The sequence below is a fragment of the Providencia sp. JUb39 genome, from assembly GCF_012272845.1.
GTDB lineage: Bacteria > Pseudomonadota > Gammaproteobacteria > Enterobacterales > Enterobacteriaceae > Providencia > Providencia lanzhouensis.
On the sequence record NZ_JAAWXD020000001.1, the window covers coordinates 1,665,799 to 1,689,478 of the forward strand.

The following is a 23,680-nucleotide window of genomic DNA, read 5'->3' on the forward strand; positions in this document are numbered from 1 at the left end:
GCCATATTCACCATATTCACCATAAATGGAATATGGTGATTTTTTTCATTAAATTTAATACTTAAATTCTGAAAATATTCATTTATTGATGTCATTTCAACTTGGGTTATCGTTATTGGGTAACAGATCTGAAGCTTATTACTAAAATACCCACCAAAAAGGTAATTTACATAGATATTCCGCATTTGATCGTGTTATATATCGGCAAATAAACTTTTTTGGTGCCACGCATGTTTAACCTCTCTGAGTTAATTAACGATACGCCCATTGATTCTATTCTTTTATTTATTGTCACCTTCGTTTTATTAATTATTTCTGCGTATATTGGAAAATATATTTTTAAACGCCGCAGTGCTCATGAAGAGCTAGCGGATGATGAGGCAAAAATTATTTTAGGCGCGATTTTGTCGTTATTGGGTCTGTTGATTGGCTTTGTATTATCGATTTCCATCAATGGTTATAACAACCGCCAGCAAACAGAAGAAAACGAAGCAATTGCGATTGGAAATGCTTATCAACGAGCACAATTACTCAGCGGTGATGAACGAGCAGAAGCCTCATTGCTTATTCAACAATATCTTGAAGCGCGCATCGAATTTTTTAAATCGGGAGTGAGTGATGAAAACAGCCAATGGCGAATGACCTCCCTGACTAAACAGGGGCAACTCTGGGAAATCGGTGTGAAACAGGCTCAAGAATCGCCGAACCCTGTGGTCTCTTCGGTTTTATCGGCATTTGGTGATTTATATGTTTCTCAACAAAAAACCATGGCGAGCTGGCGACACCAAATCCCGAATGCTGCTTGGTTCTTACTGATATTTTTCGCTGTCTGCTCGAATGTCTTGATAGGTTATAACATTCGAGGAACAAAAGGTAAAAACTGGCTTATTGTTATTCTGCCATCTTTGACAACATTGGCGCTATTTATGATTGCAGAAATTGATATCCCAGGAGAAGGGGTGATCCATGTTACGCCGGATGATTTACTTTTATTGCAGGACTTCTTATTTAAGGATGGTGCTTGGCTGGGAAAGTAAGTTAGGCAGTGCAGGAATGATGGAAAACCCTCTGAGTATAAACTCAGAGGGTTGAAGGATTATCGAACGATAATACCTAATAAAATTCCGATAGCGCCGAAGTCAGCGTCACTAAAGGTCGTATTTGCAATACCGATATCGCCGAGGACTGGCAGCAAGAATACAGGTAAGAAGGTAATTAACAGACCTTGAGCAAAGGCACCAAGGATAGCACCACGGCGTCCACCCGTAGCGTTACCGAATACCCCAGCCGCCGCACCTACGAAGAAGTGTGGTACAACTCCCGGAATAATTACCGTCATGTTCAGTGCATACAGAACAAACATGCCTAATACACCCGCTGCAAAGCTGCTTAAGAAGCCAACTAACACCGCATTCGGCGCGTAAGGGAAGACCACAGGGCAGTCTAATGCAGGTTTTGCATTTGGCACTAATTTATCAGAGATCCCTTTAAATGCAGGAACGATTTCGGCAATAACCATACGCACACCTTGCAGAATGATGTAAACACCCGCTGCAAAAGTAATGGATTGCATCAACGAGAACATGAACCAGTTTTTACCACCGCTCACTTCACGAACAAAATCACTGCCTGCAAACAAACAAGTAATGATAAAGATGATGAACATAGTGAACGAAATAGCGACTGGTGTATCACGCAGGAACAATAAGCTTTTTGGCACATTCATATCTTCAGTAGAATGTTCTTTATTACCAAATTTGCTACCGATAAAGCCTGCTAACACATAAGAAATAGTGGAGAAGTGACCAATTGCCACATCATCAGAACCAGTGACTTTTTTCATGTACGGGTGTGCAATCGCAGGGAAGAACACCATACAGAAACCGACAATCAGTGAACCGACAGCAACTAGCATGGTTCCTTCCATACCTGCGGTCGCTAAGATAACCGCAATCATCATGGACATGAATAAAGTATGGTGACCTGTCAGGAAGATAAATTTCCATGGGGTCAGGCGAGCAATCAAGATATTGATTAACATCGCAAAGAACATGATCATTGCCATTTCACGACCGAAGCTTTTTTGTGCAATAGACACGATTGCTTCGTTGTTAGGCACGACACCATTGATACCAAATGCGTGTTGGAAAATCGCGGAAAAATCACCTAAAGAGCTGACAACTAACCCTGCACCGGCACCTAAAATTACAAAACCCATGATGGTTTTGATGGTGCCTTTAATACATTCAGTAACAGGTTTCTTTTGAGCAATCAGACCGATAAGTGCGATCAGGCCGACGAGTACCGCCGGTTCAGAAAGCACATCTTGCATCAGAAAACGAAAGAATTCCATGAAGCCTCCGGTTACATCGCGCCGAGTTTCTGTAAAGCCACGCTCAGACGTTCTTTCATCGCGACTTTATCAATCATATTTTCCAGAGCAACAATTTCGCCGCCAACTTGTTGAGCAACTAATTGTTCGGCGATATCTGTAGTGCCGACAAAAATATCGCTGACAGTACCTTTGGCTGAACCTAAGTCAACGTGGTCAACATCAGCCGCAACTTGTAGGTCTTTTAAAATTGTCTTGATGCTCATTTCCATCATCAGACTTGTACCTAAACCATTTCCACAAACAACAGTGATTTTCATAATATTTACCTATGACTCAATTATTCATATTTAGCGATGATGTTAAGGATGTCATCTACGTTTTCTGATTGCATGATGCTATCAATATCTTCTTGGTTATCAAAAAGTTCAGCCAGTTTTGCAATCGCACCGATATGGCTGTTGCTGTCTGTTGCTGCAAGAACAATCAATAACTTAATTGGATCGTTACCTTCTGAACCAAACTCAACCCCTTGTTTGATGACGGTTAAACCAAGAGATAACTGGTTAACTCCGTCTTCAGGGCGGGCATGTGGCATTGCAATACCTGGGCCTAATACATAGTAAGGGCCGATTTTTTCGTGGGATTGAATGATGGCATCAATATAACGAGGTTCGATGAACTTATTATTAATTAAGGGATTACAGGCAATTTTTATTGCATCACGCCAGTCATTGGCGCTGTCAACCACCTGAACCACATTCGGGGTTAGTAACGTAGTTAGCATTGGCTTGGCTCCTGGTAAAAAAGAAATTCTATTAGATGTTTTAGTAATGGAATGAATAGTAGTGATCTATGGTAGCGCTATCTAGCTGAATTATTCATTTTCGTGATAGCGCTATCATTTTGGCTAAATATCGTTAATAAAATCATTTTTAGTGCATTTGGCAGTTAATTAACAAATCGGAGCTGTGATAAGTTATCGTCGTTGAATAATAAGTTTAGACGAAACAAAGTAATTTCATGCAGAAAACCCGAAAAAGAAAGAATACAGGCAGAGTCACATTACAAGACGTCGCGAAATATGCGGGGGTAGGTTCAATGACGGTATCGCGTGCTTTGCGGACACCGGAGTTAGTCTCGGACAAATTGAGGGAGAAAATCAATGAAGCTGTTGAGGAGCTCGGCTACATTCCCAATTCCGCTGCGGGCATTTTAGCGTCAGGTCAAAGCCGAACAATTGCAGTATTGATCCCATCATTACGAGACAATGCAAGCTCAGTTTTTCTGCAAGCTTTACAAGAAGTCTTGAACAAAAATAATTATCAAGTGGTGATTGGTAGTCACGATTATCAGCATAAAAAAGAGTCTGAGGTGCTACTCACACTGTTGCAAAGTAGCCCCGCCGCATTGGTAATTTTTGGTGCAATGAATTCTGAAAGTGCCTTGGGGACTCTGAATAATTTACCTATTCCCGTAATTAACGTGACGGGGGATCCCGCTCATCGTTTTACACTCAATATAAAAAATAATTTAGGGGAAGCAGTCAGTTTCCTCACACACTATTTGCTGCAAAAAGGTCACCAGCGCATTGGCTACATTGGTGCGCAAATGGACAGCAAAATGCAGGGTCAACAACTGAGTGGTTGGAATAACACGCTGTTAAAGCATAACTTAAGCGCTGAGCAAAGCATTATGACGCCGTATGTGGCCACCATGGACTTTGGTCGGCAGGCGATTAGTGAAATGTTGACCCGTCAACCAGAATTAGAAGCCGTGATTTGTAGCCATGAAATGATAGCGTTAGGGGTCATGTTTGAATGTCAGCGACGGCTAATTAAAATTCCGAAGATGTTGGCAGTGGTGTGTGTTGAAGGGTCGGAAAATTGCGATCATATTCATCCATCGCTTACATCTGTGCGCATTGATTACAGTAAAATGGCGCGAGAGACCGCGAAAAAACTCTTAAAATGGTTAGGGGATACGGAAGAAAGCTTTGCCAATATTCAGGATGAAATTGTCTTCCCTTATAAATTTGAGGCAAGGCAAAGTGGCTAGAAATCACTGTATTTGTTGCACTATATTGTGTATCCGGTCACAGAATTATGTAAAGGTTAAAAGTTATTTTTAATCTCGAAATAAGAATGCTGTAGAGGTCACTGTTTATTTATTCTTCTGTGCTAATTTTCTCCTTATATCTATCGTGCATGTTCGGATTTTATGCAGAGATAGATGCTTTGTTTAACTTGAGATAGTTATTACACTGGGGATAAGTACATTATGAAATCAATAAAAACACTCGTGTCTGCCGCAATTTTAGTTTCGTGTGGTGCGACAGCGGCAACAACAGGTTCTGAAGTTTTAATGGTACAAAATGGTGGAACGCCGAATAAGGTGTATTCTGCAAATAAACCAACGATCAAAGTTGCTACTTATAATATTGGTAAAAATGAGTTGGCAGCGGATGTCGCTAATTTAGATGAATTGAGCAAAGCGATCGCTAAGATTGATGCGGATGTTATTGTCTTAACTGAAATTGACAATAAAACTGCACGTAGTAAGAAAGTGAACCAACTAGAGGAAATTGCCAAAGCGAACAAAATGGATTTTGCGTTTGGTAAGGCACTCGATTTTGATGGTGGTGAATATGGTGTAGGAATTTTATCAAAATATAAAATTGAGAAATCTCAAGTCGTGAATTTACCATCAGGCGGAGCAGAGCAGCGAGTGGTATTATTATCACAAATTACAAAACCTGGTTTTGACTCACCCATTATTATCATGGGAACTCACTTAGACTGGCAGAAAGATCCTACCATCCGCATAGGTCAAGTTCGCCATATTCTCGATGCGACGATTGGTGATACCGAAACAGGTTTTGATAATATTGCTGCCTCCATCAAAATCCTCGCAGGGGATTTTAACTCAACCGCAAAAGAGCAACCTATTCAGGAAATCAGCTATTTTTGGGATCCAGTTGAGAAAAAAGGGGTGAATTATCGCACATGGCCTGCTGTTAACCCTGCCATAGATATCGACCATATCTTTACCTATAAAGGTCAGGTTTGGGATGTGAAAACCATGACAATTCCAACAGACAGTAAAGACTTTCAATGGTCAAAAGTCAGTGACCATTTGCCGGTTATTGCAGAACTTGAGTTACAAGAACAGTAAGTTATTAGGATAGTGGACAGGCCTCTATTTGAGGTCTGTTTTTATTAGAATCACTTACTTTTGCAGTAATTTTTGGCGCTGAATATAACGGACTTGAGCTATCCCTAAGTACTCTTCAATAGCGGCGTAAATGCGTGAGCTTAATGCGTGAAAATCCGCTTCATTTTCTAAGGCGGGTTTAGTTAATATAATGAATTCATACATAAATTCTTTAATTGTCGAGAACTTATTGGCGACGTTTTCATAGTAATATTGATAAACATAGGACTCTTGAGAATGGCTGAGTTCGGTATTATTTTTGATGTTGTTGGTTGCCAACAACAGTAGTTGTGTATTTGTCATGATGGGTCCTATTTTTGTTTTTTTGAATAGTACACAAGTTACTATAAATCTTTTATCAAAATTAGTCGGATAATTTTAGTTTTTGGTTTTTAAATTAACCCTAAAATCGTATTTTCTATTATATCATTATGTTAGCAGTTTATTTCTCTGAAAGAATGTTGAAGGGTGAAAGTCAGAATTTAACCCTTGTAAATATTAATGGAATTCTATCATATTAAAAAATATGAAAATGAATATTTCATCAGATGATCTCTCTAACAAATCTGAGGTTTTCCTTACTTTCCGCATGTAATGGGCGGATTTTCGATGTCCTGAATCATACATTAGTGCGTTTATTTCATATGTATCTAATGGTTATTTATATTATGGTTTTATTTTAATTATAATGATTATTATTAACTCTAATATTTAATGTTAATTATTTATTTGTACGTTGTTTTAATATTGTTTTATTGCCTTTAATAAAAAGGGATAAATAAAATTTATCCCTTTTTATTTGATTGTTTAAATTAGCAAATTAACCTTTCAATTCTCTAGCACATTGTTGTAAATGCTGGAAAGAAGTGAACCGAGTTTGATGATGTGATTTAAACTGCTCATTAGGTTGATAAGTTAAATCAATGTTTGCAAATTGAGCCATTGCTTGTGCAACATTCTCACAAACACCTCCCGCGACTGCACCCAAAATAGCAGAGCCCAGTAATACAGGTTCATCCGCTTGAGTTGAAATCACAGGAACACCACAGGTATCGGCTAGAAGTTGGCGGATAAGTGGGTGCTGACCAGCGCCACCGCTGATAGCGATGTTTTGGATAACAGCGCCTGATTGTGCCTGAGCATCAATGATTTGTCGTAATCCATAGCCGATACTGCAAACGCCAGCGGTATAGAATGCAAGTAAGTTATCAAAGCTGTTATCCATGGTTAAGCCCGCAATGATGGCTTTCGCGTGGGGATCGGCGAAAGGAGCTCTATTGCCTAAAAATTCAGGAACAATATGAATACCTTTAGCTAATTCAACTGCTTGAGATGGAGTACCTGATTTTTCTAATACTTTATCTGCTAGCATAACGGGTAATGACTTGCCTTGCTCTTTTGCCATCACTTTGGCTTGTGCGGCCATCGGATGTAACGAAAGTAGTTGGTCAATTGCCGCACCGGCAGCACTTTGTCCCCCTTCGTTGAGCCACATTCCTGGGACCATTGCAGAATAATAAGGTCCCCAAACACCAGGGATAAATACCGGGTCTTGGGTGGTGGTCATCGTGCAGGAAGACGTACCGAAAACATATGCCATATTTGCAGTAGCATCACCATTCACCCCAACTGTACCAATTCCACCAGCATGAGCATCAATCATTCCTGCGGCAACGGGCGTCCCAACCAACAGTCCCATTTGTTCAGCCGCTTGGACGGTTAAGCCGTTTTCGTTTGGTGTGCCTGGTTCGACAATTTCTTGACCAATGCGAGCAAAGTTTTCGTCCGCTAATTCAGCGAGACCAATTTGGCGAAAATAGTCAGCATCCCAGCGTTTTTCATGTGCCAAGTAAGTCCACTTACAGGTTACTGTGCATGTAGAGCGCGCTAAAGAGCCTGTTGATTTCCACGTTAGGAAATCTGCCAAATCAAAAAATTGCCACGCATTATCATAGGTTTGGCGACGGTTTTCTTTTAACCAAAGAATTTTTGGGGTTTCCATTTCAGGGGAAATCTTACCTCCAACATAATTCAATACTGGATGTTTTAGGCTATTGATGCGTTCAGCTTGCTCCGTGGCGCGGTGGTCCATCCAAACAATAATATTGCGTTCAGGATCCTCACTCGGGCTGACGGAAATAGGTTGCTGGTTTTTATCTAAAACAACCAGAGAACAGGTCGCATCAAAGCCAATTCCTGCGACGCGTTTCGCATCAATCTTGGCATTTGCCATTGCATGTTTCACACAATAACAAACGGCATTCCAGATTTCGTTACTTGATTGCTCTGCGAAATTGGCTCCATCACGGTAGAGCGTAATATCGTGTTTAGCTGACGCAAGCATGTTGCCATGCAGATCAAAAATACCTGCACGGGCACTGCCTGTACCGACATCAATACCAATGACGACGTCGTCATTTTTACTTTGCGTAGGGCTGTTCATATGTCCTCTCACAATCTTTATGGTTATCGGTAAAAACTAGAGATCAACGCTGTTTGGCAGGATCACAAGATCACGGATGGTGATATTTCTTGGACGAGTCAGCATAAATAGAACTGCTTCAGCGACTTCGATAGGTTGCATTAAGCTGCCATTGGCTAGCGCTTCTTCCATTTTTTCTTTTGGCCAGTCATCCAGTAATGCAGTGACAACAGGACCTGGTAATACCGCGCCAACGCGAACACCGTGTTGGGACACTTGGCGGCGAGTTGAATGGACAAACGCTTGCACTGCAAATTTAGACGCGGTGTAGATAGGCTCCCAAATCACGGGCACCATCCCTGCGATTGAGCTAGTAAATAGGACATCCCCAGATTTTTGCTCAATAAAGTGTGGGAGAACGGCGCGCACGCTGCGAAATGCAGCATTGATGTTGAGGTTTAATACTTTATCCCAAACATCTGGGTCGCCTTCTGCGACAGGACCACCGATATAAGCACCTGCGTTAGCGTGGAAAATATCTAGGCGACCTGCTTTGGCTAAAATGGCGTCTAACATGCCATCCACTTGTTCTGGTTTCATTAAATCAACAACCAGAGGAATTGCATTGTCGCCTAATTCGGCAACTAACTGATTTAATCGCTCTTCGGCACGGTCAATTAAAACAACTTTCGCGCCAGCTTTGAGTAGGGTACGTGCGCACTCAAGTCCAATACCAGAAGCCGCACCTGTGATGGCGGCAACTTTGTTTTCTAATGAGATAGCCATGATGTTCACTCCGGATAAGTTAGTTAATCAATAGGGAAGTCAAACTGAGTATTAGAAATTAATTTAATTTTAATAAGTTACGAGGGGATTTGGCGGAATGTATTCAGTGAGTGAGAATGCAGGCAAATCGCCATATCAACTCGATTCTAGGTTAATTTCGATGTCGCTCAATCGATGGAGCAGTATTGCGACTTTTACGCTTTGGTGTCAAGCTAGGAAAAAATGGAGGCATAAATTTGTGAGCAAGATCAGACAAAACAAGAAAACCACGATCTATGACCTTGCAGAATTGGCAGGGGTTTCAGCCAGTGCCGTTAGCGCTGTATTAAATGGAAATTGGCAAAAAAGACGTATTAGTGCCCAATTAGCTGAAAAAATCATGCGAATAGCGCAAGAGCAAAACTATTCGGTGAATAAGCAAGCGAGCCTATTACGCAGTAATAAATCCAAAATTATTGGGATGTTGGTTCCTAAATATGATAACCGTTATTTTGGGTCGATTGTAGAGCATTTCGAGGAGATGGCGCGTGAACGTGGGCTCTTCCCTATCATTACCTGTACACGCCGTGATCCCCAATTAGAATTGGAAGCCGCAAAGGCAATGCTTTCATATCAAGTGGATTGGTTGATTTCAACGGGGGCAACCGATCCTGATAAAATTACGCAAATCTGCCACGCATCAGGTGTGCCGACACTCAATTTGGACTTACCCGGTACGTTGGCTCCTTCGGTGATTTCCGATAACTATCACGGTGCAAAGCAGTTAACGCTCAATATCTTACAGAAAAGGCAGCAACGAGCCGCATCCTCAGAATCGCTGGTGTTTGTGGGGGGACGGGAAGAGGAGCATAACACTCGAGAGCGAATTCGAGGGTTTATTGATGCTCACAATTCTTTGAATATAGAGGTTCCTCAACACCATATTTTGACTTGTGGTTATGCGCCAGAAAAAGCCGAACGAGCACTCTCCATATATTCTTCCCAACATTCGTTTTTACAAAAAGGAACACCTCCAGATATTGAACTTTGTGGGTTGTTTGTCAATTCGACCATTTCATTGGAAGGGGTGATGAGGTGGTTAATGAAAGAGGGTCATACGGGTGCACATCAGCCGCCGATGGGATGTTTTGACTGGGATCCATTTGTCGCATTACTTGGGAATGATATTGAGATGGTTAAACAGGATGTTCCCGCTATGCTAGAGCAAATTTTCGCCTTGATAGAATCGGGAGAAAGCCAGCCTCAGCTGATTGAGGTGATGCCTGTCATGATAGGAAAAACAGAATAAAATAAAATCAGGCTTAAAGCAGAAATGTTAAGCCTGATTTGGTCTACTTAATATTTTTATTTAATGCTTTTATTTAAAGCATCTAAACGCAATTGATGGCGCTGATTATAAAATTTTACGTAGGTTAAATACCCCGCCAAAATCGTGGAGAGACTTGCCGTCGCTAATAGCATAAATGTCACCATAATTTGGTATTTAACAGCCTGCAAAGGATCGACCCCCGCAAAAATTAGCCCTGACATCATACCGGGCAAGCTCACTATCCCAACCGTCTTGGCAGAATCCACAGTAGGAATTAATGACGCTCGAATACTTTCACGAATAATCGAGGCAGAAGCAATTTTAGGTGTGGCGCCCAAGCTGAGCATTTCTTGAATTTGCTGTTGTTGGCTATTAAAGCGCTGTCCTAAGTTATTGAAGCAGAGTCCGACGGCAATCATGGCATTCCCTGCAATCATCCCTGTAATTGGAATCACTTGCATTGGGGTAAACGCGATAGCTTCAGTGAGAATTAATACTAGCAAGGTTAAAAATGTGCCTGAAGTAATCGCAATTAACGCGGTTGGAAATAGTTTATCGAGGTATTTACTGCGTTTTTTCGCATTCCAGGCGGCGTTAAAGCAGATAAATAATACCAATAAAACAGTGAGTGCCTTATGGTCAACGTGGAAAATATATTTGAGGATATAACCGGCAATTAATAGTTGAACAATGGCACGGAACGTACTCCAAATAATATCTTTCTCAAGAGAGAGCTTCTCTTTATGGCTAATAAAAATAGCCACTAAGACTAACATGATAGAAAATGCAAGCGACTCATTGGAAATAGTAGGTTGATGCACGATTAATTCCTATTTTTCGCTATGGTGTACGGGAAGGGTAATAATATCGTCAGCATGACCAATTTCATCTTGGTCATGAGTCACCCAGAGGACGGCAATATTATTCTTGACCGCTAATTGATGAATAAGCTCATTCACTTTGATTTTATTTTGTTCATCTAAGGCACTGGTGATTTCATCCAGTAATAAAATTTGAGGCAAGAATTGTAAATTACGGATCAATGAGACCCGCTGTTTTTCTCCGCCTGAAAGCTCATTAATGCCTTTTTCTAGGATGGTATCAGGTAGTGAAAAATAGCTTAAATCACCGAGGATTTTTTGTTTATCAAATGGTTTATTCCGTATTTGATAAGGAAAAAAGAGATTGTCATACACGGTATTACCAAAGAGTGTGGGCGTTTGAGTGCAATAGGAGACTTGTTGACGATATTTCTCTGGTGCAATTGCGTTGATATTTTCGCCAGCAAACAGAATTTCACCGCAACTCGGTGGGATGAGTGAAGAGACAATTTTTAATAATGTACTTTTGCCACAACCAGAAGGACCCGTGATCAATTTAAATTCACCTGGATATAGGTCAATCTGCACATTATCTAAAATTATCTTCTGACCAACCTGAAAACCGATATTCTTAAGCTGTAATAAAGGTTGTTTTGTTTCCATATTTGACCTAATCCATCTAATTCTATTATCGATATTACGGATATTATGCGCCAATTTAGGGTAAATAGACACCGCGTTATCTGGAATAGGTTTGGCAAATTAGATTTGCATGAAGAAAATAGTTGCCTTATTATTTTAATCAACGTCTCGTTAGGAGATGGCATTCCTCCTAGTTTAACCGTCCTTGATGTGGACTGATGATGCCTACGTAAACCTTTTCATTTGAATGGGCGCGTAGGTTATGTGCCCGAATTTAGGGCATAAATGTCTGCAGGAGATTTTCCTTGCATTTATTCCCATCTAACTTGTAAGGAAAGTGGCAATGTATGCATCCCTCATTTCTATTGCTTTAGGTTCCGTTTTAGGTGGCTGGCTAAGATGGTTGATTGGCTTAAAGCTCAATAATCTGCACCCTCACATTCCATTTGGTACTGTTTTCGTCAATTTAGTTGGCGGCTTTATCATCGGTTTTGCTGTCTCTTACTTTGCTAGCGCCAATATTAACCCTGCTTACAAACTGTTTATTGTCACAGGCTTTTGTGGGGCGTTTACGACGTTTTCGACATTTTCGTTGGAGGTGTTGGTGATGCTGCAAGAAGGGAAATTGGCGGTAGCATTTAGCACGATCGCGATTCATGTTCTCGGCGCTTTATTATTTACGTTGCTCGGTATGCTGTGCCATAACATGCTTTCTCAAGGTTAATAGATTTTAATTAAGTATTTATTTCCCGCCCATTATTTTTGTACAATTAATAGCCTATTTCCATGTGTGAATAGGCTATTTTTGTTTCTATTTTGAGCAAAAAAAGAGAATGACAAAATAAAGCAGAATATATTACTAATGGTGATAATAAGCCATTTTTATCATGATATAACTGCATCAAAATTGTGAATGTATAAAAATATATTGCAAGGCAATAGATTATAAATTTATCGTTTTCCCTAAGCTGAAAAAGTATGAATTATCATCGAATATAAAGCATAAAACATATCCTATTAAAAACGGAGCTGAATGCGAAATTATCGCTCTGCATTTTCATTATCTTCCCTCATATATGACTTTTTAATCTACAGTTTTTCACTAGTGTATTTTTAGCCTTACACTGTAACTTAATCTATACATCTATTTATTCAATGTTATGATGAAATTGTTGTTTAAATGTAATGGCTTGGATGGATATGTTCTATTTGGTTTTATTCTGTTCTTTGTTTTGAATGAATAAATCTGATATATCAAAATTAATAGATTAAATAACTAAAATAGAAATAAATAAAAATAATAAATACGGGGAAAAACCTATGTCACAAATGTTAGCTCTGTTATTAATTGTCGGGATACTGTATATCGGGGATGCCATTGCAGTACGAACAAAAGCATGGATCCCATCGGTGTTTGTTTGCGCTGTATTATTCCTTTTAGGTTATTGGACATTCTTTCCTAAAGATATTGTGAGCATTGCGGGAATACCAAAGGTTGTCGCCGTGATGTTGATGTATTTACTCATTACCAATATGGGTACATTGCTCTCATTGAAAGAACTATTACACCAATGGAAGACTATCTTAATTTCGTTATCCGGTATTTTGGGGATTATTGTCTTTATTTATGGGGTAGGTCTGGCGTTATTTGATTTAAATACAGTATTAGTGGCAATCCCGCCATTAGTCGGTGGCATCGTCTCTTCATTAATTATGTCAAAAGGTGCCGCGGAAGCTGGGCTGGTGGATCTCTCGGTATTTGCCATCTTAATTTATGTGATGCAAGGTTTTGCCGGTTATCCACTCACGGCCATCATGTTGAAACGTGAAGGTCGCCGAGTGCTTGAGCAGTATCGCAATGGTACTTGGAAAGAGTCATTGGCCGTTGACGGTTCGGATGATGTCGAAGTCAAAACACTGGCATCTGAAAGTGCAATGCCTCGCATGTTCAAGCGAATTCCGAGCCACTATAACACCAGCTATTTCCAATTTTTACGTTTAGTGGTGGTGGGATATCTCGCCTATTTAGTCTCTACCGTTGCTGCACCTTATGTGAGCATCAGTCCGTTTGTTTTGTGCTTATTATTTGGTGTTATTGCCTCGTCGATGGGCTTTTTAGAAAGGCAGCCTCTGCAGAAAGCGAACGGCTTTGGCTTTGCTATCATGGCATTAATGCTATTTATCTTTGATACGTTAAATCATGCGACACCGGATATGTTGTTGAGATTAGTCTACCCAATGGTGGTGTTGATTGTGGCAGCGGTCATCGGCATGTTTATCGCGTCTTGGATTGTTGGAAAAATTCTAGGGGTATCAAAAGAGATGGCTTTCGCAGTCTCATTGACGGCGCTGTATGGTTTCCCCGCGGATTATATCATTACCAATGAAGCCATTAACGCACTGACCAAAGATGAAAAAGAGCGTCAGATTTTAACTAGTCATATGTTAGGGCCAATGTTAGTTGGTGGTTTTATCTCTGTCACAATGGTTTCCGTGGTATTAGCGGGGATTATGGTCGCCTACATTGTGCCTGTTGCGGCATAACGATAAATAGAATATTAGAATTTAACACGCTGAAAAATAATAGTTTAAGAAAGCGAAAAGAATAGAAAAAGGACAGAAAAATGGTCAATAACAGCATCACAGCATCCATTAAAAAACACACAGAAGCGATGATTGCTTTTCGTCGTGACCTTCACTCACATCCAGAATTACCTTTTGAGGAAGTGAGAACCACGAAGCGTATTGCTGAAGAATTGGCAAAAATTGGTATCGAGTATCGCCTCACAGAACCTACCGGAATTATTGCGGACATTAAAGGCGGAAAACCTGGTAAAACGGTCGCCTTACGTGCGGATATCGATGCATTACCTGTTCAGGAATTGAATGATTCCCTTGAGTATAAATCGACAAATCAAGGGAAGATGCACGCATGTGGGCATGATGCGCATACCGCGATGTTATTAGCCGCAGCCAAAGCGTTATATGAAGTGCGTGATGAGTTAAAAGGAAATATTCGTCTGATTTTTCAACCGGCTGAAGAAATAGCGCAGGGTGCGAAAGCGATGGTGAAACAAGGCGCTGTGGACAATGTGGATAACGTGTTTGGTATGCACATCTGGTCTACGACACCATCAGGAAAAATATCATGTAATGTCGGCGGGACATTCGCTTCTGCGGACTTGTTGGTCGTGAAATTTAAAGGGCGAGGTGGACACGGCTCGATGCCGGAAGCAACCGTTGATGCCGCAATCGTTGCCTCGTCATTTGTGATGAATTTGCAAGCGGTGGTTTCCCGTGAAACTTCCTCGCTAGACTCAGCCGTTGTGACTATTGGCAAAATGGAAGTCGGCACCCGATTCAATGTGATTGCAGAGAATGCGGTGCTAGATGGAACGGTACGTTGCTTTGATATTGAAACCCGTACTCGCATTGAAGCGGCGATCCGCCGTTATGCCGAACATACTGCCGCGATGTACGGCGCCACTGCTGAAGTGGATTATATCTACGGTACGCTGCCAGTGATTAATGAAGAGCGCAGCGCATTACTGGCGCAGTCGGTGATCAGCGAAGCATTTGGTGAAAATGCATTAATGGCAGAAAGACCAACCCCTGGTGGGGAAGATTTCAGCTTTTATATGGAAAACATTCCGGGCTGTTTTGCATTATTAGGTTCAGGTAACCCAGAAAAAGATACCCAATGGGCGCATCACCATGGCTGTTTTAACATTGATGAAGATGTGATGGCGTCAGGTGCAGAACTGTATGCGCAATATGCATGGTCTTATTTACAGCAAGATAAGTTCTAATAAAAGAATAGGACTTAGTGCAGAAAATAGGCTGTTAGGGTTTCACATCATGATAATAGATTATTAAATCAAGCCTGAGTAATAAATAGATTGCTCAGGCTTTTCTTTTGTATTTTAAATCGAGATATTAACCGCCAAATCCCATTTAATTAAACGTTAATTACGAATTATGGTGAACAAAAATGGCGTCTCTAAGGCGTTGTTGCAGCTCAAAGCGTTGTTCTTGGGTTAGCTTATCATCATGAGAAAGCTGCATTAGCATTTCATTCATATTATGAACGGAGTTTTCATCTAGCAATAAGGCGACTTTGTTTGTTATTTCTTGATAGTAATTCACAGCAAATCCTCCAGCTTATTGGGCTAATTAATTCTGTTTATCAATCACCATGACTGCCATGGTGTTTGGTTCAAGTGCGCGCATAATGTGGGGTTCATCACCTCGGTAGTGAATATAGTCACCGACATTGAGCTCAACAGGGTTGTCGAGTGGTCCAACTAATGCTTTGCCTGACATCAAAATAATATGCTCAGTGACATCATGCATATGGGGTTCTGAAACGCGATCTCGGCCGGGCTGTGCAACAACTGTATAAATATCCCGTTGAGAATTAGGGGGCGCAGAAGAGAGTAAATAGGCCAAATAGTTTGCGTGCTCTGCGCTCACTGGGGTGCCTTCGCCATGGCGGATCACAGTCACAGCTGCGCGTTTTTCTTCAATTAAACGTGAGAATGGAATATCCAGCGCAACACATAATGCCCATAGGGTTTCAATGCTGGGATTGCCGCTACCGGATTCCAATTGGGATAGCGTGGATTTGGCGATCCCCGCTTTACGCGCAAGTTCAGAGAGGGAAAGCCCACTTTTTTGCCTTTCACAAGCCAATGATTTTGAGATTAATTCGATAGGGGGCGTGAATAAGGTCAACTTTAACATCCTATTTGATTGCACTTAGCCTAAAGTAACGACATAATGAACGAATGTTTTTTATATCGAACGGTCGTTCTATGCAGACATCTAAATTTCAGTTTTCTATTCTCCATAATAGCACAGTGAAAAATATTGCACTGGTGTGTATTGCAGACTTAATTGTGGGAATTTCCTACGGTGCATTAGCCCATTCACAAGGTTTTGATTGGTGGGTGCCGTTGATGCTGTCCATTTTGGTATTAGCGGGCGCATCCGAGTTTCTGTTTATTGGCGTGGTATTTTCAGGGGGAAGCCCTCTGTCAGCTGCCTTAGCTGGGCTATTAGTCAACTCGCGCCATATTCCATTCAGTTTTGCCGTTAGTGAATTAACGGGAAAAGGGGCAAAATCGTTGCTGGGATATCACATTATGAATGATGAAAGTGTGGTTTTTGGCTTGGCACAAGACAGCGAACGCGAGAAAACCGCCGCATTTTGGTTATGCGGATTAGGAATTTTAATCTGTTGGCCTGTTGGTGTGGTCATCGGAGAAATTCTGGGAAGCTTTATTAAAGCTACCTATGCTCTAGGGATGGATGCCATGTTTCCCGCTATTATTTTAGCGCTGAGTTTACCCGCGTTGAAAGATAAGCGCTTAAGACTCGCGGCGATAGTCGGGGCTGTCGTTGCTGTGGTAACAACACCGGTATTACCGGCGGGGATCCCCGTTTTACTGGCCTTGTTGAGTTTAGTTATCTATATAAGGAAATCATGATGATGGAACATCCTTGGTTAATTGTCAGTGGGATTTTCATTTTAGCGGTTGGGACGTACTTAATGCGGGCATCCGGCGCATTGCTAAAAGGGCGGGTCAATTTAACAGAACAAAATAAAGCCCTATTTTCAGCTGCCGCCATTGTAATTTTATTTTCAGTCGCGATGACTTCAACGCTCTTTTCAGGCAATGAATTATCGGATTTACCGAAAATAATTGGGGTAGTGGTGGCAGGTATTCTGACTTGGTACCGCAGGCCATTTATTGTGATTGTTTTGTCGGCGGCGATAGTCACAGCGGTAATGCGTGGGTTATTTTAGTTAAAAAAAAGCCCCTATGGCATTAGGGGCTAAAAATAGGGATATACCTAAACGTTATTGTGTCTATTAAGATACTGATTTTTAACTAACAATGCTAAAAGGTTGATGTTATCAGTGTAACAGGCACAGCCTATGGCTTAGGTTGGCTCATTCATTATTTAGCTGCGGGCGCCGTAGCAGGAACCGGCATTGGCATCGGTTGTGCTGGTTTGAATTCAGGCACTTCCACGACAGACATTTTTACCATGTAGCGTTTGCCATCTTCAATTTTAGGTGTATCGTTCGCCAGTTTTTTCAAGGTTTCATTAGGTTTGGTGGTTTGTTCAGTCACGCTATACACCATATTATGATGATTTCCGCTGTGATGGCGTGGCGATTTATTCATATCAACATTAGCGGCTGCGGCGGCAAAGCCGACAGACAGTAAAACGGCAGCAAGTAAACCGTGGTTTAATTTGTTCATCTTTTATCTCCTCATTAACGTGATGAGAGGATAATTCATCAATTAGATTTCCCTCGCAATGGCTTTTACCTGCTTTGACTGAAGCTCCATATTTCCTGCACGTTTTATCCTTTCTTTGCACATTTTATTGAAAATAATGAGATTATTTTACGTAGAGAAGATTATGTGAAGGTAAAGAAGATAACCCAGAAAAATCTCTGGGTCATTGACGGTTAGCACGCGATTTGCGGTTGCTGTGGCTCGAGAGGAGGTAAACCATAGGCTGCGCGAGCACGGTCGCAGGCTTCATTGTGAATGCCGTTATGCCACGACTGTTCGAATTCTCGGCATGGCGTAGGGCGCTGTTCATAAATAGAGCAAGAGACACATTCCCCGACGGTGCCACCAAGTGCAGTACAGCGGGTATTAGATTTTTGGTTTGTACCTTGCATGCAGCTCATAAAGGGAGTGATTTGCTCTGTTAAATGTTGAGGAACCGAACCACCCCCAGCCTCAGCTTCTGCCCAGTAAAATGAGACACGAAAGTAAGCACAACAAGCACCACAGCTAACACAAGGATTATCTGAAGGATCAGTTTTTAGTATATGAATAATATTGGTCATATAAAAAATCTAACAATGAAGTTGATAGTTCCCGTAGGAAACGGGAGACGCAACACAGGCAGGAGGCCTAAGAAAATGTTGCTCAGACACTATTATGTTACGCAGCTTTACGTATTGGCAATATTTTTTAGAGTAAAAACCCGATATTTCCTATCAAGTCAAAATAAAGTAAAAAATTCAATCTGTTGCAGTTTGATAAAATGTCGAACACAGAAAATAGCAGACACAAAAAAACCTGCCGTTTGACGGGCAGGTTTCAATGAGTGTTAGGAGATTAGGGTGATTAAACGTGTTTTAAATCACCATCGTCATCTTGATTGAAGATTGACTTGTCTGTTTCGCCCATCAACTGGCTAGTGACGGTACCTGCTGTCATTGAACCACTTACGTTCAGAGCAGTACGACCCATATCAATCAGAGGTTCGACCGAAATTAACAGCGCAACTAACGTGACTGGTAATCCCATTGCTGGCAGTACAATCAGTGCGGCGAAGGTTGCACCGCCACCCACACCGGCAACACCAGCAGAGCTGATAGTCACGATACCGACTAAGGTTGCAATCCACAGTGGGTCAAATGGGTTGATTCCCATCGTTGGAGCCACCATCACTGCTAACATTGCAGGGTAGATACCCGCACAACCGTTTTGACCGATAGTTGCACCGAAAGAAGCCGAGAAGCTCGCAATGGATTCTGGCACACCAAAACGACGAGTTTGCGTTTCAATATTCAGTGGAATACTGGCGGCGCTCGAACGGCTGGTGAATGCAAATGTCAGTACTGGACCCGCTTTCTTAAAGAACTTGATTGGGTTTAAGCCCGTTGTTGCCACTAAAATACCGTGAACCACAAACATAATGGCTAGCGCGACATAGGACGCGACGACGAAAGTCCCTAAGTTAATGATATCGGCTAAGTTAGAGCTTGCGACCACTTTGATCATCAGCGCCATCACACCGTAAGGGGTTAAACGCATGACTAAGCGAACGAGTTTCATTGCCCATGCTTGCATCACATCGATAGCGGCTAAGGCTTTTTCACCGCGCTCTTTATCATCTTTAAACAGTTGCAGCGCAGCTACCCCTAAGAAGGCAGCAAAAATAACCACACTGATGATAGATGTCGGGCTTGCGCCTGTTAAATCAGCAAACGGGTTTTTCGGGATAAAGGACAGGATCAACTGAGGAACCGTTAAATCCGAAACTTTACCAATGTAATTTGTTTCAATGGCCGCTAGACGTGCAGTTTCAGATTGACCTTGAACCAGACCTTCAGCGGTTAAACCGAACAGGTTTGCGATCAAGATACCCACTAAAGCCGCAATGGCTGTGGTAAACAGCAGTGTGCCAATGGTTAAAAAGCTAATTTTCCCTAAAGAAGATGCCTTATGAAGTCGAGCGACCGCACTCAGAATAGAGGCGAACACCAGAGGCATAATCACCATTTGTAACAGTTGAACGTAACCATTACCGACGATATTAAACCAAAGAATGGAGTCTTTTACCGTTTGGTGACCGGAACCATACACAAGGTGAAGTCCGACACCATAAGCAACACCGAATACGAGACCCAGTAAAACTTTTTTGGACAGGCTCCAACCATTCGATCCGAGTTTTGCTAACAGTATTAATAGTGCTACGAAAACCAGCACATTGATAATCAGAGGAATATTCATTCCGCACTCCAAATTGTAATTATTTTACATAATGATTCTTGTTGTTAATCCTTAATAGGTATAAGGATTTCATTTCTTCTAACAACTGGTTATATGATATCAGTTGAAGTTAGTCATTACTTATAATCAAAAGTTATAATTTAGGTTGATTCATGCTTACAGTATATTACAAAAGTGAGCTTTTTGTCGGTAAGTGTATATTTATCTGATTATTAAAATAATTTATTGCGTTTTCAATTTGCTGGAACCAATCAGCGGGATGACCAGTTGGAATTAAGACAGCACAGACGGTCAAAAGCACAGCAATAAAGCGTTCCCCGCGTTTACTGGACTTGCCGCGTAAGATAGGAAAACAAAAACGTGTTGGTAGAGGCCATAAAAAAGGAACCCCCGATGGAGTCAGCATATCAGCCACTAAATGGCTCATATAACCTAATAAAAATGCTTGGATAAGATCGCTAGGTAAGTCCCAGTAGTGAGGTATCCATTGGTAGCTGCTGATCAGTAAGATTAGCCAAGCGATCAGGCTGTGAGTGAATCCGCGATGCCCACACAGTTTTGATATAGGTAGTGAAATAATACGAAAAAGCCGCCCGAGGATAGATGAAGGATGGTCAATATCAGGCAATAAGGCACCTAGCAACACTCCTGGCACCATATGCAACCAATCGCCCTGAGCGAACTCTGGGGTAATTTGCAATTTATGAGCCATTACAAGTGAGGCGACGGAAAAAAGCAGATGCCCTTCAGCAGTCATGGTGGATAAAATACCATCTGTTTATCTATACAGTAGGCGGGCAGTATAAAGGGTTTGTAGGAAATATGGTAGTGGGAGAGAGTTAAAAAAACTCTTATTTATTAGTTAATAACCGTAGGTTTTTATACTTTTTAAAATTTCCCCTACGTGAAAAACGTAAGGGAAATTGTGTTCGGTTAATTTATTTAAGATTAACGTAAATTTTCTGGGCGTAAATCGTTCAATGAGGCGATTTTAACATCAGCCAAACCCCAGCGTGGGTCATTGAAATGCTTACTATCAGGCACGACGATAGAACGCATTCTTGCCGCTTTTGCAGAAATCATTCCATTAAAGGAGTCTTCTAAAGAAGCACAATGGATAGGCTTAGTGGATAACTCAGCGGCGGCTTTTAAATAAACTTCGGGATGAGGCTTACTTAATGGTAAGTCTGCTGCTGAAACGACGGCAGAAAAATAATGGCGAATATCAAATAAGTTCAGCACTTTTTCTAGCATATAATCCGGAGATGCAGATGCTAAAGCGATGTTTAGATCCATTGAGCGGCACAGTTCAAGTGCATGCTGTACACCTGGCAGTAATGGGCGTTTTTCTTCCACTAAACCAATAACGCGGTCAATAATACGCTGTTTTGTTGCTTCTAAACTACAACCCTGCCAAGGAGATGCGTTGTACCAAAGTTCAACAACGTGATCGATACGTAAACCGAGGGTGTCAGGAAGAGTGTGCTTAATGGATAAATCGACGCCTAACTCTGCAAAAACTTCATCTTCCCCTTGTTCCCAAAAAGGTTCCGAGTCAATCAGCAAACCATCCATGTCAAAGATGACAGATTGGATAGGTAATTTATGATACATAGCAAACTCCATTCATTTAGATACCCGCTTAAAAAGAGGGTATGGGGATTGTCGCTGTACTTTAATCACAGTCATTTTGGTTTCTGAAACGATTCTAACAAGCTATGACTTGGGGTTATAGAGATATATGTGCTATCACATGATTTTATTAGAAATTTGAGTTTAGTTATTGATGTGAATTCAATTCAATTTTTGAATAATCCGAAACTCGGTTTTTAACTATCATTTTTTTATAGAAATTTGGAGCCAGCAAATATTATCGGCTATGATTAGCGTAGAAAAAAACTTTAAGGAATAGTTGTAATGAATTACCACAAGGCAAATTCTCTTGCGATTGGCAAACGTATTTTGGGCTGGATCGTATTTTTTGTGGCGTTAATTTCCACATTGACATCGTTAATTAAATTAGCGGCTCTGAAAGGAATTCAAGGCGAAGGAATTAACGCAGTTGCCAATGATTTTGTTAAATTAATGGCGGAGATGACTCGACAAAGTACGCCGTTTCTCAATGTATTTTGGAATAATTCACCAGTTCCTGAAGTGAGCCATGGTTTTTCAGGTAGCTGCGTCGGATTTTTTGTTATTTTTATTTTTATCTTTGTGGGACTTGCTTTAAGTGCATCAGGCTTACGCATGTATCGACAAATTAAATTCATTCGCGAAAGCATTGAAGATCATGTCATTCTTGAAAATGCAAAAGGCAGTGAAGTGACCAAAGAAGAATTAGAATCTAAAGTCACTATTCCTCGACATACTATTTTCAAACAGTTCTTCTTGATGTATTTCTGGCCGATTGTTTTAGGGATCGCCATTTATTTTGCATTGAAACTTCTGAATTGGTAGTTTTTCATCATGTGGGTCATTCCCCGTCATGTTGATGTTTTCCCATCATGAAAAATGCACAGCATCGGTATTTACTCCGCCGCTGTGCATCTCTTATTTCCGTCTATTTGATTCGCAGTTATTCGTCGTCTAATAAATTATCAATAATGCTTCGAGCGTGCAGATAGCTTTGCTCATTACCAAACATGTTGGCTTGATTGAGTAAGAAATAGAGTTGATAGATTGGTTGTCTGTCTAAGAAGCCCGTTGGTAATGGCCAAACACTTTGGTACCCATCAATAATTTGAATCGGAATTTCTTTATATAATGGCAACATGGCGATATCACATTCCCGATCACCCCAATAACAGGCAGGGTCATAGAGTACGCCATCCATTTGGTTGGTGACCGCACAGTTTGCAGGCCACAGATCCCCATGTAATAAAGAGGGTTGAGGTTGATGGCCGGATAAGCGGTGTTTAACAATATCCACGAGTTTTTGAATATCACCAAAAACCATGCCTTTCTCAGATGCAATTTGTAATTGAAGACCAATACGTTTTTCTGCAAAGAATGCATTCCAACGCTTTTCCCATCCATTAGGCTGAACAATGGTACTGAGCATAGTATCAAAATCGAACCCATAGCTCGGCTGTTCTTCCCATTGATGCAATCGTGCCAATTGTTGACCAAAATGCCAGGCATTGGTGCTATCAAAATGTTTTAACGGGAAATATTCGAGGAGAAGAAAGCTGTGGTGCTTGTTGCTACCCAAGCCGTAGACTTTGGGAACGGTGATGGTTTGGCTTTTCGCTAGCATTTCGAGCTGCTCTGCCTCTTGTTTAAAAAGAGGGAGAAACTCGCGGCGATTTTGTTTTACGAACACCGTATGCTCGCCATAATCGATTCTTAAGGTGTGATGAATATCTCCACCAGAAAGAATCACTTTATTTCGCAGCTCTGCCTCACCAAAGTGTTCAATTAATAAACGATTCATCGCTTGCCACATGATCCACCTCGCTGTGATTTGGTCTTCACTCATACCATACTATAGCGTCAATTTAGGAATTAACAGTGATCATTGTTTAATAATTACGCCTTATTTCGAAATGATTGATGGCTGATTTTGTTCAAGAATTGGGAGAGGATTGATTTTGGCGATAATGGATG

At 41.2% G+C, this 23,680-nt stretch carries 26 protein-coding genes and 1 riboswitch; of the genes, 10 read left to right on the top strand and 16 right to left on the bottom strand.

What is annotated here, in order from left to right; genetic code table 11:
- Positions 1-230 precede the first annotated feature (230 nt).
- Positions 231-1,037: a bestrophin-like domain gene (locus tag HFU86_RS07465; protein WP_036953694.1), complete on the top strand. Its 807-nt coding sequence runs from the start codon at positions 231-233 to the stop codon at positions 1,035-1,037.
- Between the two features lie 59 nt (positions 1,038-1,096).
- Here HFU86_RS07465 and HFU86_RS07470 read toward each other — a convergent pair whose 3' ends face one another.
- The 3 genes from HFU86_RS07470 to HFU86_RS07480 are packed head-to-tail and all read right to left on the bottom strand — an operon-like array spanning position 1,097 to position 3,119.
- Positions 1,097-2,353, bottom strand: a complete 1,257-nt coding sequence (locus tag HFU86_RS07470; protein ID WP_006659411.1) for a PTS ascorbate transporter subunit IIC — start codon at positions 2,351-2,353, stop codon at positions 1,097-1,099.
- 11 nt (positions 2,354-2,364) lie between these two features.
- Complete coding sequence (locus tag HFU86_RS07475) at positions 2,365-2,652, bottom strand: PTS sugar transporter subunit IIB (protein WP_006659412.1); 288 nt, start codon at positions 2,650-2,652, stop codon at positions 2,365-2,367.
- Positions 2,653-2,672: 20 nt separating this feature from the next.
- A complete protein-coding gene (locus HFU86_RS07480) occupies positions 2,673-3,119 on the bottom strand; it encodes a PTS sugar transporter subunit IIA (RefSeq protein WP_036953691.1) in 447 nt (148 codons plus the stop codon).
- A 236-nt stretch (positions 3,120-3,355) separates the two neighbouring features.
- Between HFU86_RS07480 and HFU86_RS07485 the strand changes: the two genes are divergently transcribed.
- Positions 3,356-4,390, top strand: a complete 1,035-nt coding sequence (locus HFU86_RS07485; protein WP_187128999.1) for a LacI family DNA-binding transcriptional regulator — start codon at positions 3,356-3,358, stop codon at positions 4,388-4,390.
- A 222-nt stretch (positions 4,391-4,612) separates the two neighbouring features.
- The gene (locus HFU86_RS07490; protein ID WP_036953685.1) at positions 4,613-5,506 is read left to right on the top strand and encodes an endonuclease/exonuclease/phosphatase family protein; all 894 of its coding nucleotides are present in this window, start codon (positions 4,613-4,615) and stop codon (positions 5,504-5,506) included.
- Between the two features lie 54 nt (positions 5,507-5,560).
- On the opposite strand, the gene HFU86_RS07495 is transcribed toward HFU86_RS07490, so the two are convergent.
- The 3 genes from HFU86_RS07495 to HFU86_RS07505 all read right to left on the bottom strand — a co-directional run bounded on the left by HFU86_RS07495 (position 5,561) and on the right by HFU86_RS07505 (position 8,753).
- Entirely contained in the window at positions 5,561-5,848 is a 288-nt protein-coding gene (locus tag HFU86_RS07495; protein ID WP_036953682.1) for a hypothetical protein, read from the bottom strand.
- 517 nt (positions 5,849-6,365) lie between these two features.
- Positions 6,366-7,988: an FGGY-family carbohydrate kinase gene (locus tag HFU86_RS07500; protein WP_187129000.1), complete on the bottom strand. Its 1,623-nt coding sequence runs from the start codon at positions 7,986-7,988 to the stop codon at positions 6,366-6,368.
- Positions 7,989-8,024: 36 nt separating this feature from the next.
- A complete protein-coding gene (locus HFU86_RS07505; RefSeq protein WP_036953676.1) occupies positions 8,025-8,753 on the bottom strand; it encodes an SDR family oxidoreductase in 729 nt (242 codons plus the stop codon).
- A 238-nt stretch (positions 8,754-8,991) separates the two neighbouring features.
- Between HFU86_RS07505 and HFU86_RS07510 the strand changes: the two genes are divergently transcribed.
- Complete coding sequence (locus HFU86_RS07510; protein ID WP_132494781.1) at positions 8,992-10,041, top strand: LacI family DNA-binding transcriptional regulator; 1,050 nt, start codon at positions 8,992-8,994, stop codon at positions 10,039-10,041.
- 56 nt (positions 10,042-10,097) lie between these two features.
- On the opposite strand, the gene fetB is transcribed toward HFU86_RS07510, so the two are convergent.
- Positions 10,098-10,883 carry an iron efflux ABC transporter permease subunit FetB gene (fetB, locus tag HFU86_RS07515; RefSeq protein ID WP_132494783.1) on the bottom strand — a complete coding sequence of 262 codons (786 nt, stop codon included), beginning with the start codon at positions 10,881-10,883 and terminating at the stop codon, positions 10,098-10,100.
- A 9-nt stretch (positions 10,884-10,892) separates the two neighbouring features.
- Positions 10,893-11,546 carry an iron efflux ABC transporter ATP-binding subunit FetA gene (gene fetA, locus HFU86_RS07520; RefSeq protein WP_132494785.1) on the bottom strand — a complete coding sequence of 218 codons (654 nt, stop codon included), beginning with the start codon at positions 11,544-11,546 and terminating at the stop codon, positions 10,893-10,895.
- 144 nt (positions 11,547-11,690) lie between these two features.
- Positions 11,691-11,760: riboswitch (Fluoride riboswitch) on the top strand.
- 108 nt (positions 11,761-11,868) lie between these two features.
- Between fetA and crcB the strand changes: the two genes are divergently transcribed.
- The 3 genes from crcB (at position 11,869) to HFU86_RS07535 (ending at position 15,334) form a co-directional block, all read left to right on the top strand.
- A complete protein-coding gene (gene crcB / locus HFU86_RS07525; protein WP_132494787.1) occupies positions 11,869-12,249 on the top strand; it encodes a fluoride efflux transporter CrcB in 381 nt (126 codons plus the stop codon).
- Between the two features lie 596 nt (positions 12,250-12,845).
- Positions 12,846-14,069 (top strand): hypothetical protein, encoded by a 1,224-nt coding sequence (locus HFU86_RS07530; protein WP_036983683.1) that lies wholly within the window; start codon positions 12,846-12,848, stop codon positions 14,067-14,069.
- Positions 14,070-14,149: 80 nt separating this feature from the next.
- Positions 14,150-15,334, top strand: coding sequence for an amidohydrolase (locus tag HFU86_RS07535; RefSeq protein ID WP_132494789.1), 1,185 nt, complete (start codon positions 14,150-14,152; stop codon positions 15,332-15,334).
- Between the two features lie 160 nt (positions 15,335-15,494).
- On the opposite strand, the gene HFU86_RS07540 is transcribed toward HFU86_RS07535, so the two are convergent.
- Entirely contained in the window at positions 15,495-15,671 is a 177-nt protein-coding gene (locus HFU86_RS07540) for a DUF2526 family protein (RefSeq protein WP_108479034.1), read from the bottom strand.
- A gap of 27 nt (positions 15,672-15,698) precedes the next feature.
- Positions 15,699-16,268, bottom strand: a complete 570-nt coding sequence (locus HFU86_RS07545; protein WP_132494791.1) for a helix-turn-helix domain-containing protein — start codon at positions 16,266-16,268, stop codon at positions 15,699-15,701.
- Between the two features lie 71 nt (positions 16,269-16,339).
- On the opposite strand from HFU86_RS07545, the gene HFU86_RS07550 reads away from it, so the two are divergent.
- Together HFU86_RS07550 and HFU86_RS07555 are read left to right on the top strand one after the other, a co-directional pair.
- Entirely contained in the window at positions 16,340-17,014 is a 675-nt protein-coding gene (locus tag HFU86_RS07550; RefSeq protein ID WP_187129001.1) for an AzlC family ABC transporter permease, read from the top strand.
- Positions 17,011-17,334: an AzlD domain-containing protein gene (locus HFU86_RS07555; protein ID WP_132494795.1), complete on the top strand. Its 324-nt coding sequence runs from the start codon at positions 17,011-17,013 to the stop codon at positions 17,332-17,334. The genes HFU86_RS07550 and HFU86_RS07555 overlap by 4 nt, the downstream gene beginning before the upstream one ends.
- A gap of 154 nt (positions 17,335-17,488) precedes the next feature.
- Here the strand turns inward: HFU86_RS07555 and HFU86_RS07560 are convergent, their stop codons facing one another.
- The 5 genes from HFU86_RS07560 to hxpB all read right to left on the bottom strand — a co-directional run bounded on the left by HFU86_RS07560 (position 17,489) and on the right by hxpB (position 21,688).
- A complete protein-coding gene (locus HFU86_RS07560) occupies positions 17,489-17,797 on the bottom strand; it encodes a hypothetical protein (protein ID WP_187129002.1) in 309 nt (102 codons plus the stop codon).
- 212 nt (positions 17,798-18,009) lie between these two features.
- Positions 18,010-18,399 (bottom strand): YkgJ family cysteine cluster protein, encoded by a 390-nt coding sequence (locus HFU86_RS07565; RefSeq protein ID WP_187129003.1) that lies wholly within the window; start codon positions 18,397-18,399, stop codon positions 18,010-18,012.
- A 283-nt stretch (positions 18,400-18,682) separates the two neighbouring features.
- Positions 18,683-20,074, bottom strand: coding sequence for an L-cystine transporter (locus HFU86_RS07570; protein ID WP_036950508.1), 1,392 nt, complete (start codon positions 20,072-20,074; stop codon positions 18,683-18,685).
- Positions 20,075-20,240: 166 nt separating this feature from the next.
- Positions 20,241-20,831 (bottom strand): metal-dependent hydrolase, encoded by a 591-nt coding sequence (locus HFU86_RS07575; RefSeq protein ID WP_132494801.1) that lies wholly within the window; start codon positions 20,829-20,831, stop codon positions 20,241-20,243.
- Positions 20,832-21,022: 191 nt separating this feature from the next.
- Entirely contained in the window at positions 21,023-21,688 is a 666-nt protein-coding gene (gene hxpB / locus HFU86_RS07580; RefSeq protein WP_132494803.1) for a hexitol phosphatase HxpB, read from the bottom strand.
- Positions 21,689-21,991: 303 nt separating this feature from the next.
- Between hxpB and HFU86_RS07585 the strand changes: the two genes are divergently transcribed.
- Positions 21,992-22,531: a YniB family protein gene (locus tag HFU86_RS07585; protein ID WP_132494805.1), complete on the top strand. Its 540-nt coding sequence runs from the start codon at positions 21,992-21,994 to the stop codon at positions 22,529-22,531.
- Between the two features lie 118 nt (positions 22,532-22,649).
- On the opposite strand, the gene HFU86_RS07590 is transcribed toward HFU86_RS07585, so the two are convergent.
- Positions 22,650-23,519 (bottom strand): fructosamine kinase family protein, encoded by an 870-nt coding sequence (locus HFU86_RS07590; RefSeq protein WP_132494808.1) that lies wholly within the window; start codon positions 23,517-23,519, stop codon positions 22,650-22,652.
- Positions 23,520-23,680 lie beyond the last annotated feature (161 nt).